Source organism: Paenibacillus sp. MY03 (assembly GCF_002165585.1).
GTDB classification, from domain to species: domain Bacteria; phylum Bacillota; class Bacilli; order Paenibacillales; family Paenibacillaceae; genus Pristimantibacillus; species Pristimantibacillus agaridevorans.
The window spans coordinates 309,935-326,586 of sequence record NZ_MXQD01000007.1; the positions used below are offsets into that span (position 1 = coordinate 309,935).

General features: G+C 48.9%; 8 protein-coding genes. All 8 read right to left on the bottom strand.

Annotated elements, in window-relative coordinates; all coding sequences use genetic code 11:
• Window positions 1-150: 150 nt before the first annotated feature.
• Window positions 151-6,165, bottom strand: coding sequence for an S-layer homology domain-containing protein (locus tag B1748_RS08835; RefSeq protein WP_179215486.1), 6,015 nt, complete (start codon window positions 6,163-6,165; stop codon window positions 151-153).
• Window positions 6,166-6,737: 572 nt separating this feature from the next.
• Window positions 6,738-9,266, bottom strand: a complete 2,529-nt coding sequence (locus B1748_RS08845; protein WP_256975581.1) for a DUF4855 domain-containing protein — start codon at window positions 9,264-9,266, stop codon at window positions 6,738-6,740.
• Window positions 9,267-9,293: 27 nt separating this feature from the next.
• Window positions 9,294-10,850: an extracellular solute-binding protein gene (locus tag B1748_RS08850; RefSeq protein ID WP_087567529.1), complete on the bottom strand. Its 1,557-nt coding sequence runs from the start codon at window positions 10,848-10,850 to the stop codon at window positions 9,294-9,296.
• A 101-nt stretch (window positions 10,851-10,951) separates the two neighbouring features.
• A complete protein-coding gene (locus B1748_RS08855) occupies window positions 10,952-11,827 on the bottom strand; it encodes a carbohydrate ABC transporter permease (protein ID WP_256975582.1) in 876 nt (291 codons plus the stop codon).
• A gap of 72 nt (window positions 11,828-11,899) precedes the next feature.
• Window positions 11,900-12,835, bottom strand: coding sequence for an ABC transporter permease (locus B1748_RS08860; RefSeq protein ID WP_087567530.1), 936 nt, complete (start codon window positions 12,833-12,835; stop codon window positions 11,900-11,902).
• Between the two features lie 170 nt (window positions 12,836-13,005).
• Window positions 13,006-15,231 carry an AraC family transcriptional regulator gene (locus tag B1748_RS08865; RefSeq protein ID WP_087567531.1) on the bottom strand — a complete coding sequence of 742 codons (2,226 nt, stop codon included), beginning with the start codon at window positions 15,229-15,231 and terminating at the stop codon, window positions 13,006-13,008.
• Window positions 15,232-15,716: 485 nt separating this feature from the next.
• Window positions 15,717-16,178 (bottom strand): type II toxin-antitoxin system VapC family toxin, encoded by a 462-nt coding sequence (locus B1748_RS08875; RefSeq protein ID WP_087567533.1) that lies wholly within the window; start codon window positions 16,176-16,178, stop codon window positions 15,717-15,719.
• A complete protein-coding gene (locus B1748_RS08880) occupies window positions 16,175-16,456 on the bottom strand; it encodes a hypothetical protein (RefSeq protein ID WP_087567534.1) in 282 nt (93 codons plus the stop codon). Before B1748_RS08880 ends, B1748_RS08875 begins: the two co-directional genes overlap by 4 nt.
• Between the last annotated feature and the right edge of the window lie 196 nt (window positions 16,457-16,652).

Sequence of the window (16,652 nt, forward strand, 5' to 3'; positions counted from 1 at the left end):
GGTATATTTTAATAATATTTATTATATACAAATATACAGGTTTGTAAAAGGAAAAGATAACTTGTAAACAATAGGCTATGTTATCTATGACGCCCCTGCCGGCATACGCGAAGAGAGATCTCCCGAATTGGGAAACCTCTCTTCGCTCCATTACATATGCAATGCTTCAAGCAGCCTATAGATCATTGCCGCGCCTTCGGCTCTCGTCGCGGTATGATCCGGACGGAACGTCCCATCCTGATATCCATTAATCAGCTTTGCCGATACAGCGGCTTCTGCAGAGGCTTGGGCCCAGTCGGGAATTTGAGCAGCATCTTTAAAGTCGCTCTTTGCGCTTCCGGTCGCATATCCATTCTCACGCAAAGCATTGGCAAGTATGACGACCATTTCCGCGCGAGTTATCGATTGATTCGCCTTAAACAACGTCCGACCTTGATCGGGGCTACCTTTAATCAAGCCCGACTTCGCGGCTGCAGCTATAGACGGTTTCGCCCATGCCGAAATCCCCCCATCATCTGAGAAACTCGTTGTTTTCTCGGAAGTTTTCAGTCCCAGCGCTTCTGTAAGCATGACGACAAATTGCGCCCGGGTAACGGATTGCTGCGGTTTAAAGGTTCCATCCGGGAAACCTTGTATAACCTTCATGCCAATTAAACGATCCGTATATGCTGCTGCCCAATGATTGGCCAAATCAGCTAAGACCGTGGGCTCGTAGGCAAATACAGCGAATTTGTGGAAGTGGTTGACGCGGGCAGTAACCGTTCCATCCCCATTAACCGTACCTCCGACGAATATCCACTTTTCTTGCTTATCGTTGTAATAATATACCGCTGCCTTTTGGTGTCCAGACAACTGATCTGGATTGTAATTGAAGGTTAAATCGATCATCCCGTCAGACTTGTGACCTGATGAATACGATAGTTCCAATACCGGGCTTACCATTTGCATAGCATCCACAGTAGTTGTATCCGTGACGGATACCGTAACCTTGCCATCCTTAACTAAAGCACCGGCTGGAATATTTACCTTGATTAAATGATCTACAATGAGCTCAGCGCCTTCGCTAGCCGAAACATCCATTTGATGCTTTGGTGCCGGTGTTGCTGATGGTGTTGCCGTTGGCGTTGCTGATGGCGCTGTCGGTGTTGCTGATGGCGCTGTCGGTGTTGCTATCGGTGTTGGAGTTGGCGTAGGCGTCGGTGTTACATGACACTCTTCCCTATTCGTAACGTTAGCTCCGCCGACATTCCCTGCCCATGTAGCTTTGCAGCCAGCTTGATTATCAATATTGAAACCGCCCGCATACATGCCGGCTTTCCAGCTCACGCTCGAGACATCCGGGCCCACGTAAGCATCGTTGGCGGCTTGACGCACCGCAACGCTTTCAAACGAAGTTTTTCCTTGATTCACAATAAAGTTGGTGTTGGAGCCTACCCCGGGAATATTGATTTGCTGGATCAGATTATCTCCGCCATTGATGTTGGCAATGTACGTTGGCTTGCTGTTGAAATCGCCGGCCAATGTGTTGATAATCGCCAATTTACCGCCCGGGTCCTTGACTACGCGAACCAATCCGCGTTCGCTTTGCGGACCGGCGCTATAAAATTGATTGGCGACAAAAGTGGCGCCGGAAGCTCCGATTTCAAATGCTTCAATACCAAGCGGAGTGGAATCCAGACCATTCAAATAAAAGGTTCCGCTGCAGCCCACGCCATTCTGAGCTTCCAGAGTAAAGGCTACTTTCGTCGCATAGGCAAATAACCCGAATGCGTGCTGCTTCTCGCATGCACCGAACGTAAAGGCTTTTTGATTGTTTACCATTTGCGCGTACAGAGTCTCTACCCACTCTCCCGGTTTCCCCATTGGCGAGTTTTCGACAGGCGCATTCAGCCACAGATGTGGATTAATGTGCACATTTTCAACCCAACCCTCTTCAGATTGACCGATGTATACGCCCCTATCCAGAAAATCGCCCAACACGCCATTAATATAATGATTGTCCACACGATGAGTGTATCCAAAGTCTATACCTCTATAAGCATTGGTAAAAGAGGTATTAATGACATAAACATTTTCGCCATTTCCGCGAATCGTCCACGGATAAGGCTGTATCTGGACATGATTCTGCTCTGGGTAATGAATCGTCATGCCTCGCATGCCACTATTGGCGGAGAGAGTAATAAATGGCGTTCCTTCGGCATCCCCTTTGCCCGAGTACACGAGCAGGACGCTTCCCCATGCAGATGTATGGTGAGGCGTATCAAATATACCTCTTAATTCCACGCCGCTTGGTACGTTAAATGTTCCAGTAACCCGATACTCTCCGGCTGGGAAGTACACAATTCCGCCTTCAGCAGCCTCAGCGGCAGCAATAGCAGACTGAATAGCAACCGTGTCATCCGCCACTCCGTCACCAACAGCGTAATAAGGCGATGCTTTCACGTTAATAAACGTATCCTTCGCCGGGCCTGGAATCGTCGGACGTTTCGTATGCTCTGTAGCAGTACGCTTCGAAGCGCCGACGTCCGTATGGTCTATAGCCAAGCGATCGCCGCCGAGATTGCTGTCGTTCACAATTTGCGGCGCTGCCGCAAACACGTTTCCGATGATGCTCGCAGATGCCGCGCCTGAGCGTAGTCGTATCGATGGTTCATTCCGTTGGAACTCGTTGCGAGTCAGAATCAGTTCGCCGCTACGCTGATCCACCGCGTAATGTCCGTCTTGGCCATTCCAGTTCTCGAACGTTGAATCCTGAATGGAAACCAAACCGCTGCCCTCCAACAGAACGGCTGTCTGAGGAGATCCGCCAATAATCGATTGATTAATGCCTAGATACGCATCAAAGCTGGCAGTTGTTTGAATGGCAACAGGATTAGACCCTATAGAAGCGCGGATTATGGAATCCGTAATGCCATATCCCATCGGCCCTACCCGGTTTGCGTAAACTCCCACTTGAACATCGTCAATATCCAGCTTGGCGAACTGGGCATTGCCCCCGGCATTATAAATGCCTCCGCCATGAGCCGTGAAATTTGCCATAAATTTAATGGCTGTATGCATATCGCGTATCTTGACGTTATAGACGAACGGCCAATCGACACGCCCCCATAGCAGCCCTTCGGCATGCGCATGCAAATGATTCAGCAGGGCCTCCTGGTCCTCGGCCGCGATCGGCGCGTTAGGCAGCCCGGAATGAATCCAATAATCGGATTCCAATTGAACGTTTTCTATACGTAGCACATCCGTATTAAAGCTCGTTTCAATCCCTTTACGCAGTACTGTACCGTAAACGTTAGAGATGTTTTGAAGCTCATTCCAGTTAGGTCCGTTTTTTATGCCTTGATAGGAGTTAATTAGCGTGACGTTGCGAATCGCGGCGTTATCGCCGAATTGGGTCTGGATGGTCCAGGGATAAGGTTGGATATCATGAACATCTTGCTCCGGATACCAGATGGATAGATTGGTCACTGCTCCGCTTTCGTTAATCGATATAAACGGAAACCCGTTTGCGTTACCTTTGTTTTCATAGACTTGCAGAATCGTTCCTTTGCCAAGTCCGCCCTCTTCCGGACTTTGCCATTCGCCGCGAAGAGTCACGTTGCTCGGAATGTATAAACTCCCCTTGATGGCATACTTGTTTTCCGGAATGAAGACTACGCCTCCGCCCGCGCCGTGCGCTGCATTGATCGCGCTTTGGAAGGCATACGTATCATCCGTTATCCCATCTCCCTCTGCGGCAAAGTCCAATACATTAACCGTTTGAATGGGAATGTCTTCGCTTGAATAGCTGCTGTTAACGAGTGACGGAGTCGGCTCCGCGTAACCATCCAGCGGCTCCGACGATAAATTGGAGAATACCACATTATTATGGTAAGCGTCGGCATTGGCAGTAGGATAACCATCCTCGTAAGCTACGGCCTTGTCGGCATGGTTGCCGTCCGTCATTTTGACATTGTCCACAAACGCCGTGACCCAGGCATTACCATCATCATATTCACCCGCGATCAGCCAATTTGATATCGTTTTGCCCGCCAGGGAATCCGGGATCTTAATTTTCCGATGATACCAGCCATTGGCGGTGAATCGCAATAAATCCGTTGAAGGATGCATGCTCATTCCGTTCTGATCAACCAATCCATAATCTCTTGCGTTGGTGTTGTCCGTGAATGTAAGGTCGATCCCCACCGCAGGGCGCAAGCCAGCAGCCGTATGTTTGATATCGTATTCCAGGTATTCTCCCCCCTGCAATACATACTCCTCTTCCGAGAATACGCGATACGTATACTTGTTGGAATACTCCGTCATAGGCGTATAATCCACTTCGGCTTGCGTATGAAAAACAAACTTCAACACATCTCCGGAAGGACCGCTTGTCGTATCCTCATAATTCACAAGCGAGAGCTGCTGGCTCGCGCCGTTGTTAGCAACCGCATTGTTTAACTCATTGTTATCCTCGAATACAACGAGCTTCGTCGTTCCGGAAGCGTCCTTGACCAAGATATTGTCGTAAAATACGTCATAGCTGTAGTTAACCTGATCATTCTCAGCCACCAACTGCCAGGAAACTGGCGAAGTACCAACGCTATTAGCCGGAACGGTCAATTCACGACGGTACCATTCTCCCGATGCATACCTGGTTATATCTGTATTCGGGTTTCCGGATAGGCCCTGCACGTCGGTCCAATCCGGTTCATCCTTAAAAGAGGACAAATCATCCGAAACGACTCCAAGCCCGCCAGCTTGCCCGGCTAACGAATCCGGAATAAATACGTCATATTGAATGACGTCGCCAGCTGCAAACGTATAATCCGAGCCGATTGCGGAGATTTCGGTTGCCGCCTTTTTATCGCCTGCTGTCCCATTGTTAGCGACCGAAAGCTTCAAAACATTTCCTTCAGGATTGCCGCGTTCGAAGCCGTTATTCAAAGCCTCGAATTTAATGGGAGCCACGGAAGCATCCATATCCACTTCATCATCGTCAACCGGAAGAGGAACATAGGTCGCTTCTTTCAGCTCGGCGCTCATGCCGCCTTCCCACTCTCCAATATAATTCAACTGAGGAGGACCGTCTTCATATACGACGACTTTGACATTGCCCTCGGAATCTTTGACCACGATGTTATCATATAAAGCGGTATAGACATATCCGGGTTCCATATTGTTGCCTACGACTTGCCATGCGACCGGCATGCGGCCGATCATGGAGGCGGGTACTGCCAATTGTCGCTTATACCAACCTTTAGAGGCATAAGCGGTTATGTCTCCCCATCCTGCGCCAATTGTACCTTTTGTATCGACCCAGTCGCTCAAGTTTCTAAATCGGGTCTCATCATCTGCAATGACTTCAATAGCTCCAGCCCGAATAGAGTTAGGATCGGGCAAATAAATGTCGTATTCGATGATATCGCCTGCTTGAAATCTATAGTTGTCCGACGGAGCTCCCGCCATGATGAAACCAATATATTTGCCGGCTGAGCCTGGATCATTCGTAACGGTATAATTTAATACGTCTCCAGAAGGAGTACCCTTCTTATAGCCAAATTCAAGTCCTGGATAAGGTCCCGGCTTTAATCCATTGGCGGCGATCGCTTCTTGAAACGGCGCTGGCCCGTTGCTATAGCCGGATAGCAACACCTGTCCGTTACCGTCCGTTAGATGAATATCCGCATAATAGGACGTATAGACGAGATCGGGAATTGGGTTTTTACTTGTAAGGATCCATCTTGCTATCGTTTTACCATACGATGCTTCAGGCAGCTTAATTTTTCGATGATACCATTGATTCGCTGCCTCCTCCATAGTAGAGTAACGCCCCGCATTTAACCCTTCCTGATCAAAGAAACCATTCATGCCGTTTAAGCGGCTGCCATCGGTAAACTCAATATCTACAACGCCAGCACCCCATATCGTCCCTTGCGTCTTTATCTCATACTCCAAATACTGGCCAGGTTGGATGACAAACGTTCCCGCTCCCGCTTCCGACAGCTTGAGATCGACGAACTTTTCGTCATAACCGGTGCTTGTTCCATCATTAACTATCGTCAGTTTCAACACATCTTCATTTGAGGCGCTCACTTGTGAAGCGCTTTCAATAGTCTTTGGAGGCAATACTAGTGTTGTAGCCAATACCGTCATGCACGTCAGCATAGAAATAATTTTTCGCAATAGCAACATCTCCTTATTAACGCTGTTTAACCCCTAACATCAACAATTGCTGGATTGCAGATCGTTAATTCACCCACCTCCTTTAACTCTTCCATAAAACTTATCATATAAACATGTTTGTTATATAGATATATATGATACATGTGATTATATCCTATGTTTTATGTCGTGTAAACGCTTATGTTTTTTAAATGAAAAAATCCATAACCTCACACGGTTGTGGATTTACATGGCGGAGGCGAGGAGAGTTGAACCCCTGTCCGAAGATCAAGTTCAATTTCTTGAAGAGTTAAGCCTTGGGAAGCCAGCTTCATGACATCTCGCTCACGAGGTGATAATGGACATGGGTCATCCCATACCGCGAGAGACAATTCCGCATTAATCACGCGTTTCCCATCATAGACTGAAGGGCCTTAAGCCCTCCTCAGCATGACGTACAACCTCATTTAGTTATGGGTTTGTGTTTGCCCCATTGTCCTCCTTCCGACTCCTCTCATTATCACGCAAAAAAGCCAGCATCTTTCGGCTGGCTTTGATGTATTACTGTTGCAATCTTCCTAGTAAAGCCCGCATTACGGTTTTCCGTTTGGCGGCGTGGGCGGCAGAACGACGGCGCAGGCCGCTTTACCGTCAATGCCTAGAACTTCAATTTCATCAAGGAAGACCCATACATTGACCGGAAATTCAACTCTGACGTACCTGGCGTACACCTTATCGGCTCCCGCTTTCCCTGGCACACCTTCTGTTACCCCGCTCCATCTCACGAAATCAGCCGATATAGCATCTTGTGCCGATGACGGGGAAATGGTTGCCAGCTTGCTCCAGGTTTGGCCGTTAGTTGATACGGAAAAAGAGACATTCTGAGGGAAATAGATGCCGGGCCCTTTATCCTGAAGAAAATGGGCTCTTATTAACCCGATCGATTTATTGCGGCCCAAATCAAATGTGATTGTACGATTTCGATCCTCCGGGTAGTCGCTTCCCGCATGGCCCTGCCATTGCCCGTTGCGGTAATCCGTCCCGCCGAACAGACCGTTCGTAAGTTCACTCCCGGAATCGGTATAGTTGCTGTTAGGCTGCCGCGAAATGGTATAGCTTTGACCGAGAGCCAGGTTGCTGAGGCCCCAGCCGTCAGACCATGCTTGAATGAGAACTTGGGCGTAAGTATCAAGCAGCGTTGCTGCCGAAGGCAAAATCAGCTCTTGCGCTTGCACGGCCGGGTCGTGAATGTGCGCGAGAAAGTCCTGCATATACGTTACTGCGTCATTCGGCTTGTTTTGGTCCAGAAGAAGCTTGATAATCTGCAAACGGTACGACAAATCATTGCCAAAAACCGAATTGATTTCGTTTGACGCGACATAACTTTGTACAAGCTCCATCATCGTCTCCGGCGCCGGGTCGCTGTCAATGGCGTAAGTTCCGTTCAAATACTGATACAGCCAGTCATACATTAAACGCAAACCCGGATCCTTGCTTACCCCTAAGTTGTAAACTGCATTATTGCCTTGATAGTAAGCTCTGAAACCATTTTGCATCAAGCCGGATCTGACGCCGATGTCCAGGTATTCGATAAAACGCTGGAGGAGTACGGGGTCTGTCAGCATCCCGTCATCAAATTCGATCTCGTTCCCCATCCCGAATCGCTTTGCATTATTCGTAGCATCATCTAGACGGTCGGAATCCATTCCGCCAAAGAAGTAATTCGGCTGGTAAGCCGCGGCATCCACTCCGAGGTCTTTCCACATATACATCTTGTAAGCCATAGAGTGCGGAATCCAGAAAACCTTCATATTCATGGCATGCACTTTTCCCGTCACAGCGCGCATCATATCTGGCCCGGATTCGGATATTTCGACTTGTTCCGGCATCCAGTACATGCCGACAAGATCAAGATTCGAGTAGTTGGCAACCTGCCATTTTTGCTGAACTTGATCCAGATACCACTGCACCGCTTTTTCCCTGTTTTCAAACGCTTTTTCTTTGCCTGCGGAGGTCTCGTTAAAGTTTAAGGAACCGCTGCCGTCAATATCGCCAAAATCGGTTAAGGATTCCCCAGGATTCGGAATCATCAACACAACCTTGACCCGGTGATCGGGCTGTTTCAGCTTGTCTCCGACTTCCTTGGCAGCCTCGTTCAACTGCTGCATATCCCCCGATGCCGCGAAGGTTTTATTCAAATACCAATTCCAATCTTCCAGATTCGTTTGCCCAGTGCCGAAATCTCGGCCGGCAGGCGATGCAATCCCGAGATAGAGTATGCCGTCAAAAAGCCAATCGACCGGCTCTCCGTCTTTATTTACATAGCTAATGTTAGGGATAATCCGTTCCTCGGTCCAATCGCCCAACCCATTGGCGTATTGCCCGTTATACAGCAGATTCAGATTTCGGATACCGGCTGTAGCTTCCCCAGGCTCCAAAAAAAGCTGCTGCTCGGCAGGAACCTTTACTGCCCCGTCAACCTTGCCGTCCAAACCCAAAATTTCGATTTCGTCAATGAATTCCGATAGCGCATGATGCATTGAAAATGCTACTTTCACGTAGCGGGCATAAGCCAGCTCGCCATCCGTATTCCCGCTTTTGATTCCGTCCCGGCTGCCATCCCATTCAAAGGTTTCCTCTCTGGGCGGACCATCTCCCCAAAGCAGCTGCGTGGCGTTATGGGATAGCAGCCCCCAATTTTCCTTATCGTCGGAGACATACATCGATACCGACAGCGGTACGAGGATGGAGTTCGTAGGATAATCTTGAAAAAAATGAGCAGTTATTCTCCCAATCGACTTTTCATCTCCCAGATCGAATACGACTTCGCGCGTTTTTCCGCGGAGATGCCCCACCCATGCCGGGTCATTCATATCCAATGTGCCGTATATTCCATCCGTAAGCTTGTATCCGTCATCGGGATGTGAAGCTTCCGGCGCTTCGGACCATTCATACGGAAGGCCTGCCGCGAGATTGCGGAAATTCGTCTCTGCTGCCGATGGCGCTGCCGACTGCTTTGCGGCCGCGGCCGCAACAGGCGATGTCGCCTGCCATGCAGAAATCGGGGTTACAAGCAAAGCTGCTGCCATCAGGATCGATACCCATTTTTTGTTCGAAATCATCTTGGTCAGCTCCTTTTTCATCTCATTCTATTTACCCTTCGCGGCCATGAACTCGTCGATCTGCTTTTGCAGCTCCTGCTGAATTTTTTTAAGGGCGGGACCGGCCTCCGCTTCGAATTTCTTCAATGTATCCTCCGGATCGATCACTCCGTTGAACAGCGCCGTGTAATATTGCCCATCGACTGTATTGTACTGGCTGATCTCGTTTTGCACAGAGGTACCGTCGAATTCGAAACCGGCCAAAATATCGGTGGTGAACATGTCGGCATCACGAAGCAAGGCATCCATTTCATCATTCTTCGGGTCGCCGCCTATTACAGTTCGTTCATCGACCGGATTCCATAACCAGACATAACCGAATGCAGAGTAGCCGGAAGTATCCAGGTTTTTCATTTTGTCCTCTCCTACCGCTTCCCAATGCTTGCCTTCGATTCCGTAAGAGAGCAGATCGTAGTTTTCCTTCTCATTCGCCCAGTTCAGGAACATCATCGCTCGCTCCTTGTTTTTGCTCACCTTCGGCACAGCCAGGAAATTCCACTGTTTAAAATTAGTGAAATTCGCGCCCTTTTCCGGGCTGAAGAAAGTAACCGTTTCCAACTCGCCGTTCGGCACATTATTCTTGAACGTGTTCTTAAGGGAATCGCCGATGCCGAACGCGCCGTTCGTGACGATCGCCACTTTGCCTGCCGAGATCGGCTGGTGAAAATCTTTCGTCGTCAAAATATCCTTGAAAATCAGCCCATCGGTAAACCATTTGTTCGTGTTCGCCAGCCACGTTCCGATAGGCTCCCGGTCATCCAGCAAATTGTAAACTTTGCCGTCATTGTTTTTATAATAGAGCATCAGGCTATTGCCCAGCGCATGGGTCGGTCTGACATGGGTGTCGTAATCATTCAGCGCATGGTGAGCGACAAATGAATATGTGGCGGAGCCTGCGGTCATTGGAATAATGCCCTTTTCCTGCTCCTTCACCTTGTAGGCGAAAGCGATCAAATCTTCATACGTTTGAATCGGCGGTACGCCAAGCTTCTCGCGAATATCTTTGCGCACCATGTAAGAATTGCCGGACATGTAGCTGACGCCGAGCGGAATGGCCATAATTTTGCCGCCATACTTGTTGTAGTCCCACATTTGCTGCGGCCGTTTCTCCAGCACCGTTTTGCCATACTCGGCCAGCAGGTCGTCCAGCGGCTCATAGAAACCGCTTGCAATCATTTGATTGATGTGCAGCCACGGCGCATCGAAGATTAGATCGATATTTTCGCCGGAAGCAAGAGTCACCTGCGTCTTTTGCGCCAAGTCGGACCACGGCACGAAAACGACGTCAAGCTTTACATTGATCGTATCCTTCATTCGCTTCTCCGCCTCGGCGATAACCAAATCCATATCCGGCGGCCGGTCTCCAGGAATCATAATTTTCAGTGTTACCTGCTCCAGCTTATTATCGCCGCTGGCGCCGTTATTGTCTCCGGTCTGGCCCGGAGGTTCGGACGTCTTCCCTTCTCCTTCGCTATTCCCCGTGCAGCCTGCAAGTGCGACAAGCGCGATCAAGAGCACGAGCGCGGTGGATAAAAATCTTTTCATCGTAATTCCCCCTGTTTCAAAATGAAGAAAAATAGGCGGATGGACCCGTTCTTTGACAGATGCAGCCCGCAGCCCGAACGGCCAAACATGCCACAATGCGCCTACCCTTTTACCGATCCTAACGTCAAGCCTTTAATGAAGAAACGCTGAATAAACGGATAAACGAAGACGATCGGACCGATAGTAACGCAGACGATCGCCAGCTGCATACCGTAGGTCGGCACGACGACATTATACTGTGTCTGGCTGCCGCCCACATAAGCCATTACATTCAAATTGGACATCAGCTGGCGGATCATCATTTGCAGCGGCAGCATTTTGTAATTGTCGATAAACAGCAGCGACAAGTACCAGTCGTTCCAATATTGCAGCGCATAGAATAGACTCACCGTAGCGATGGCAGGCAGCGAGATCGGCCAGATAATACGAAAGAAAATATAGAGGTCATTCGCGCCGTCCACCGTTGCTGCCTCATTCAACTCATATGGCAGTGTCCTGTAGTACGAGACGAGAATGAAAGCGTAGAACGGATTAAGCAGATAGGGCAAAATTAGCGCCCAAACCGAGTCTTTCAGATGCAGCCAGTTGGCGATCAGCATATAGAAGCCGACCAGCCCCGCACCGAACAGCATCGTCAGGAAGGTCAAAAAGGCTAAAATGTTGCGGTATTTCACTTTCCGGTGGCTCAGCGTGTAGGCATAGGCGGCTGTCACGAGGACGCCCAGTGCCGTGCCGGCTATCGTCACAATAATTGTAATGCTGTAGCTGCGGAACACCTGTTTGCCGGAGAGCAGAAATTCATACGCATGAAGACTGAATTTCCCAGGAAGCAGCTGATATCCCGCCGTTTGAAGAATCGATTCATCGGCGAACGAGTTGATGAAAACAATCCAGAACGGGATGAAGCAAAACAGCGCAAACACGCCTAGCACCGCGTACATAAAAACAAGAAACAACCGTTCTTTCACATCGATCACACCTTAAACCATCCGGCGAAAAAGGCTGCTTGACCAAGTCTTCGCCCGCTCGCCGAACCTTTTTTTTAGAAATTAGAATAGTCTTGAATCCGCATCCACCTTGCGCGCAATCGCATTGAAGATCAGAATCGTAACAAGACCCATGCAGGATTGGTATACGATGACGGCGGAGGACATGCTGAAATTGCCCAGCTGCCGCAGTGCGCGGTACGCATACGAGTCGATGACATCTGTTGTTGGAAACAGTACGCCGTTATCTCCGATGATCGCGTAAATCATGCCGAAATCGCCGTAGAAAATACGACCGACACCAAGCAGCGCCAATACCATTACGATCGGCCGCATGAGCGGCAGCGTAATGTAAAACATCTGCTGCATCCGGCTCGCGCCTTCGATTCTCGCGCTTTCGTAATATTCCGCGGAGATGCCTGTGATGACCGCCAAAAAAATAATGGAATTGTATCCGGCGATCTTCCAGGCGCTGATTACAGTTAAGATGTACGGCCAGACGCCAGGCGTCAAATACCAGTCCACGCCTTCAAAGCCAAGGACAGCAAGCGCGCGGTTCATGAGCCCCTCCGATGTGCCAAACAGCGTTAGCGCCATCATGCTGACGACAAGCCATGAAATAAAGTAAGGTAAAAAAATAAACGATTGTGCGATTCGCTGGAACAGCCTGTTCCGGACTTCATTCAGAAAGATGGCCAGCACGACCGCGCTGCCGAGGCCAGATACGAGAAACAGCGCATTAAGGAAAACGGTATTCAGTGTCACGCGCAGCCAATCTTTCCCATTAAAGAAAAACTCGAAGTTTTTAAAACCGACCCATTCGCTCCCCCATATTCCGTCCGACAGCCGGTAATTTTGGAAGGCGAGCAGGTGCCCAAGCATTGGCGTATACGCAAATACAACCAGAAACGCGATACCGGGCAGTGCCAGCAGATACAAATATCTGTTCCGCGACAGTTCACTTACGAACGTCCTGCCAAACTTTCTTTTTCGCTCCAAAAAGCGTTCCTCCTTTCTTGTCTTGTTTCACTTGCAGGTTTCGAACGCTGTCATCGTAGCATTCGCAGCAAATACTTGCCTAGTTCTCATTGGCCGGATTCGGTTCTCGGCCAGCCGATTTGCGAGGATTCGGCCGGTTGTTATTAACCTGGCGAGTTCGCAATCGCCTGCTAATTCGCCGATTTCTCGGCAATATGCCGCTGCCACTCCGTCCGTTCCTCCGTCTTACTCTCGCGGTATTGGCTCGGTGTCATGCCAGTCGCTTTCTTAAAGGCAGTGAAAAAATGGCTTTTTGTCTGAAAGCCGGACTCTACTGCAATGTCGGCAACCTGCATCGTCGTCTGTTCCAGCAGCTCCTTCACCTTGCCGATCCGCTCATTCAGAATGAAATTCGACAGCGTCAAACCATATTGTTCGTGAAACAGGTGCCGAACGTATTTGGCGGACAACGCGATATGATCTGCAATTTCGTCCACCGACAGCATCGGGTCGTGAATATGGTAACGGACGAACTCGATAATTTCCTCGATCTGCTTTTCCTTGCGGTTGAAGCCCTTTCGGTCGCTTAGCAACTGGATGATCCGACCGGTCTCTTCCTTTAGCCATTCGCAGACATCGGCAAGTGTGGCGAACTGCCTCAAGTGATGTTCGATTCCTTCAACACTCTGAACGGACGTCATTTTGCTGAACGATTTGACGATCGCAAAAAGAAGCAGCTTCAGTTGGAATTGGCACTCGGTATATTTCATTGTCTGCAAGCGTACGAACAACTCATCCAGCATCGCCAGCGCCTTCTCCTCTTTGCCGCTGCGAATCGTCTGGATCAGATTTTCATGCACGGCCTCCTCAATTGGAGCCTGCAGATCGGCATAGCGCTCAAAGTCCTGTTCGATGTAAATTTTGTCATCGCCGCTGACAAACTTGAACAAAGTCAGTTCATTTATATCGTCGTATACTTTACGCAAATCATCGTGCACGCGGCGGGCTTCACTTTCCGCGATCGTGACGTTCAATTTGACGTAGCTGGCAACTTGCCGGCGCAGTTCCTTCAGCTCTTTTGTCAAATTGGCGTCAGGCGAGGAACTGGCCGCGCCAACGATCAGAACGAGATGGTCCGAGCCGAAATCGACCACCTCTATCGGCCGTTCCGGCCGGCCCAGCAGCTCCTCCGCGATATTGCCGATTGCATACTTGAGCAGCTTGCGCGAGACAAAATCATACTGTTCGGACAGTTCATAATAGGAATCAATTTTGACGACGGCCAGCCGAAGCCATTCGTAGTCGAGCAGGCCGGATTCGCGGGCAATCGCCGCTCTGGCGCTGTCGGTCAGCCGGCCCTGCAGCAGCCACTGCCGCAAATATTCGGTCTTGATCAGCGGATAATGATCGCGAAGCATGACGACGCCCTTTTCAATGACGCCATAATCGTTCTCCCCCTTCACCCCCAGCTTACGCTGCAGCTGATCCGCTAGCCGCCGGAAAGGTCCGACGAAACGGCGTGAATTCCAATAGGCGATAAGGAGAAGCACCGCAAGCAGCAGCAATGAGTAGTTGATAATGACGGTTTTGAACGCATCGGCCTTTTCCCGGAATTGCTTCATCTCCGTGATGGAGACAATATTCCATCCCAACGATTCGAGTCGGGCATAATTAACGAACGCTTCCCCTCCGGCACGGTTTAGCTCGAATGATCCCCGCTCCAATCCCGTCCGGATGCTGCTGATGCTCTTCTCGAGCCGCTCATCCGATTCCCCCAGGATCAGCCTGCCCTGATCATCCACAATGGAGAACAGCGCATCCGCCCTTCCGCCACCCGATATCAAATGCTTTTGCAGCTCCTTCTTGTTGAACAGGACGACAAGATAGCCGTCGCGATTTTTTTGCACGGGAGTCGAAGGAAGCTGAAGCGCCAAATATGAGTTTTTTCCTATTTGGTGGTCGAAGTAGCGGAGGAAGGATCCTGGATTACGCTCGATCCGCTGCAGCATCGACCGATCGGCGAATTCCTCGAACGGGAGCAGTCCAACTTTGGAGTCGATGACCTCACGTTTGCGCATGTTAAATAAGTAAGCGGATTCAATAAAAGGCTCATTAGATAAATATTTCGTTAAAACCCGCATCGTACCGGCATTTTGCAGCAGATTTTCTGCGGAGGCATATAACCAGCTCTGAACGGTATGATCTTCGTACATGTTCAGGCTGTACCATTTCAGCTTGGCCAGCATAAACTCCGTCCGCTCTGCCATTTCATCGATGCGGTCTTGATTGAACGTTCCCACCTGAGTGTAAGCGAAGTGAGAAAATCGGTTAGCCAGGAACAACGAAAACGGAATAATCGTAATTGCGAAGAAAATGCCGCTGATCACAAATATGCGCCAAGATGTCGATCTGAACATAGCTGGTAACCCCTTTCTCCCTTCGTCATTAAAGGTACTCTTTTGACTGGTATGTTTTATCTTATAGCAGCCCCTTCCTGTTTGCCTAGTCCTCGTTTGTCCGTCAAGTTCTGATTTTGCGTTTCCGCCCCGTTCTGCATGTTTTTGATCCTTAGGAAGATGAAAATGATGTGCAATGAAAACTCACGGTCGGACAATTTTGGGCAAAACAAAAACACCATCCTCATGCGGATGGTGTTCATGGTTTGGTGGAGGCGAGGGGATTTGAACCCCTGTCCCGCACTTTTCTCCACGTTTCTCTATATTCCGTCTAATCCCGGGAGGCCTTATCCTGTATGGCTTCCCGAGATTTCAAATGTTATACAATTCCGTTCTGATTTACCCGTGTTTAGTACTTGTCAGAGAGTTTGACTACATCATGTCTACACATTTCGGACAGGATATCTTATCAAAATCCGGCATAAATTAATGCGATTTACGCAATATTATTGGGTATTCAAGTAATGTCGCAGCTCTTCTTGATCTTGAACAGGATTCAGATATTTCAGCCCAAAGACCTCTGCAACTTGCTTGAAATCTTTATCATTATTGCTGACCAGTACAGAACCCGTCGTTAATGCTGTCGCCGCTATTAATGCATCAGGCAGTTTTATTTTCTTCCTATACTCATAATCCAGCCGTGATCGTATTTCAGCTGCTTTTCTGGCAATAATCCGATTCACATCGAGCACTTGGTCAGAATCGTCAACAAATTCCTGTATATCTCGCCGCAATTCACGATTAGTATGGTTTTCCCTTACTGATAGCAACTCTGCCTCCGTAATGGTGGACAACAACAACTCATGCACAGTATCCTCACCATATAACTGTTGCAGAAAATGGACAACGGGCGGATACTGCCTAAAGTAATAAATACAAATGTTCGTATCTAACAGAAAGCTGCTCACAAGCGGCTCCCCTCCCGGTCATCTTCACCGTCCCTTTCAGCGATCGCTTGGAACTCTTTTTTTACTGAGTCAGGCACATTTTTCAAGATGCCCGCTGTTTTCTCCAGCATTCTCATCCGACGCGCTTTCTTTGTCCCTTGATCCGTATTATTGCTTTTTTCCAACCGAATCACCATCCCGTGATCAATCTCATCGATTTGCATATTCACATACTCATGTGAGTCAATTAGTTTTTGAAATTCCGGTACGAACAGTGAATGATCCTTGATTTGTTTCATTGGCGATCACCTCACAAATACTTTATTTCATTATAACAAAAGTTAGCGTATGCCAACAGAACAAACATGGCCTTTATTAGGTAAGCATCCTTGGAATACTCTTAGAAAACCATCATTCCGGCAAGTACAATTCACATCTCCGTCTTTTTGACTCACTCATCTAGAAGGTAAGCTGGTAAAAAATAATCTTCCGAAG

Excerpts from the sequence above, each read along its gene's own strand:
- B1748_RS08850 (WP_087567529.1), bottom strand. The coding sequence starts at position 10,850 with ATGAAAAGATTTTTATCCACCGCGCTCGTGCTCTTGATCGCGCTTGTC.
- B1748_RS08880 (WP_087567534.1), bottom strand. The coding sequence starts at position 16,456 with ATGAAACAAATCAAGGATCATTCACTGTTCGTACCGGAATTTCAAAAA.
- B1748_RS08865 (WP_087567531.1), bottom strand. The coding sequence starts at position 15,231 with ATGTTCAGATCGACATCTTGGCGCATATTTGTGATCAGCGGCATTTTC.
- B1748_RS08845 (WP_256975581.1), bottom strand. The coding sequence starts at position 9,266 with ATGATTTCGAACAAAAAATGGGTATCGATCCTGATGGCAGCAGCTTTG.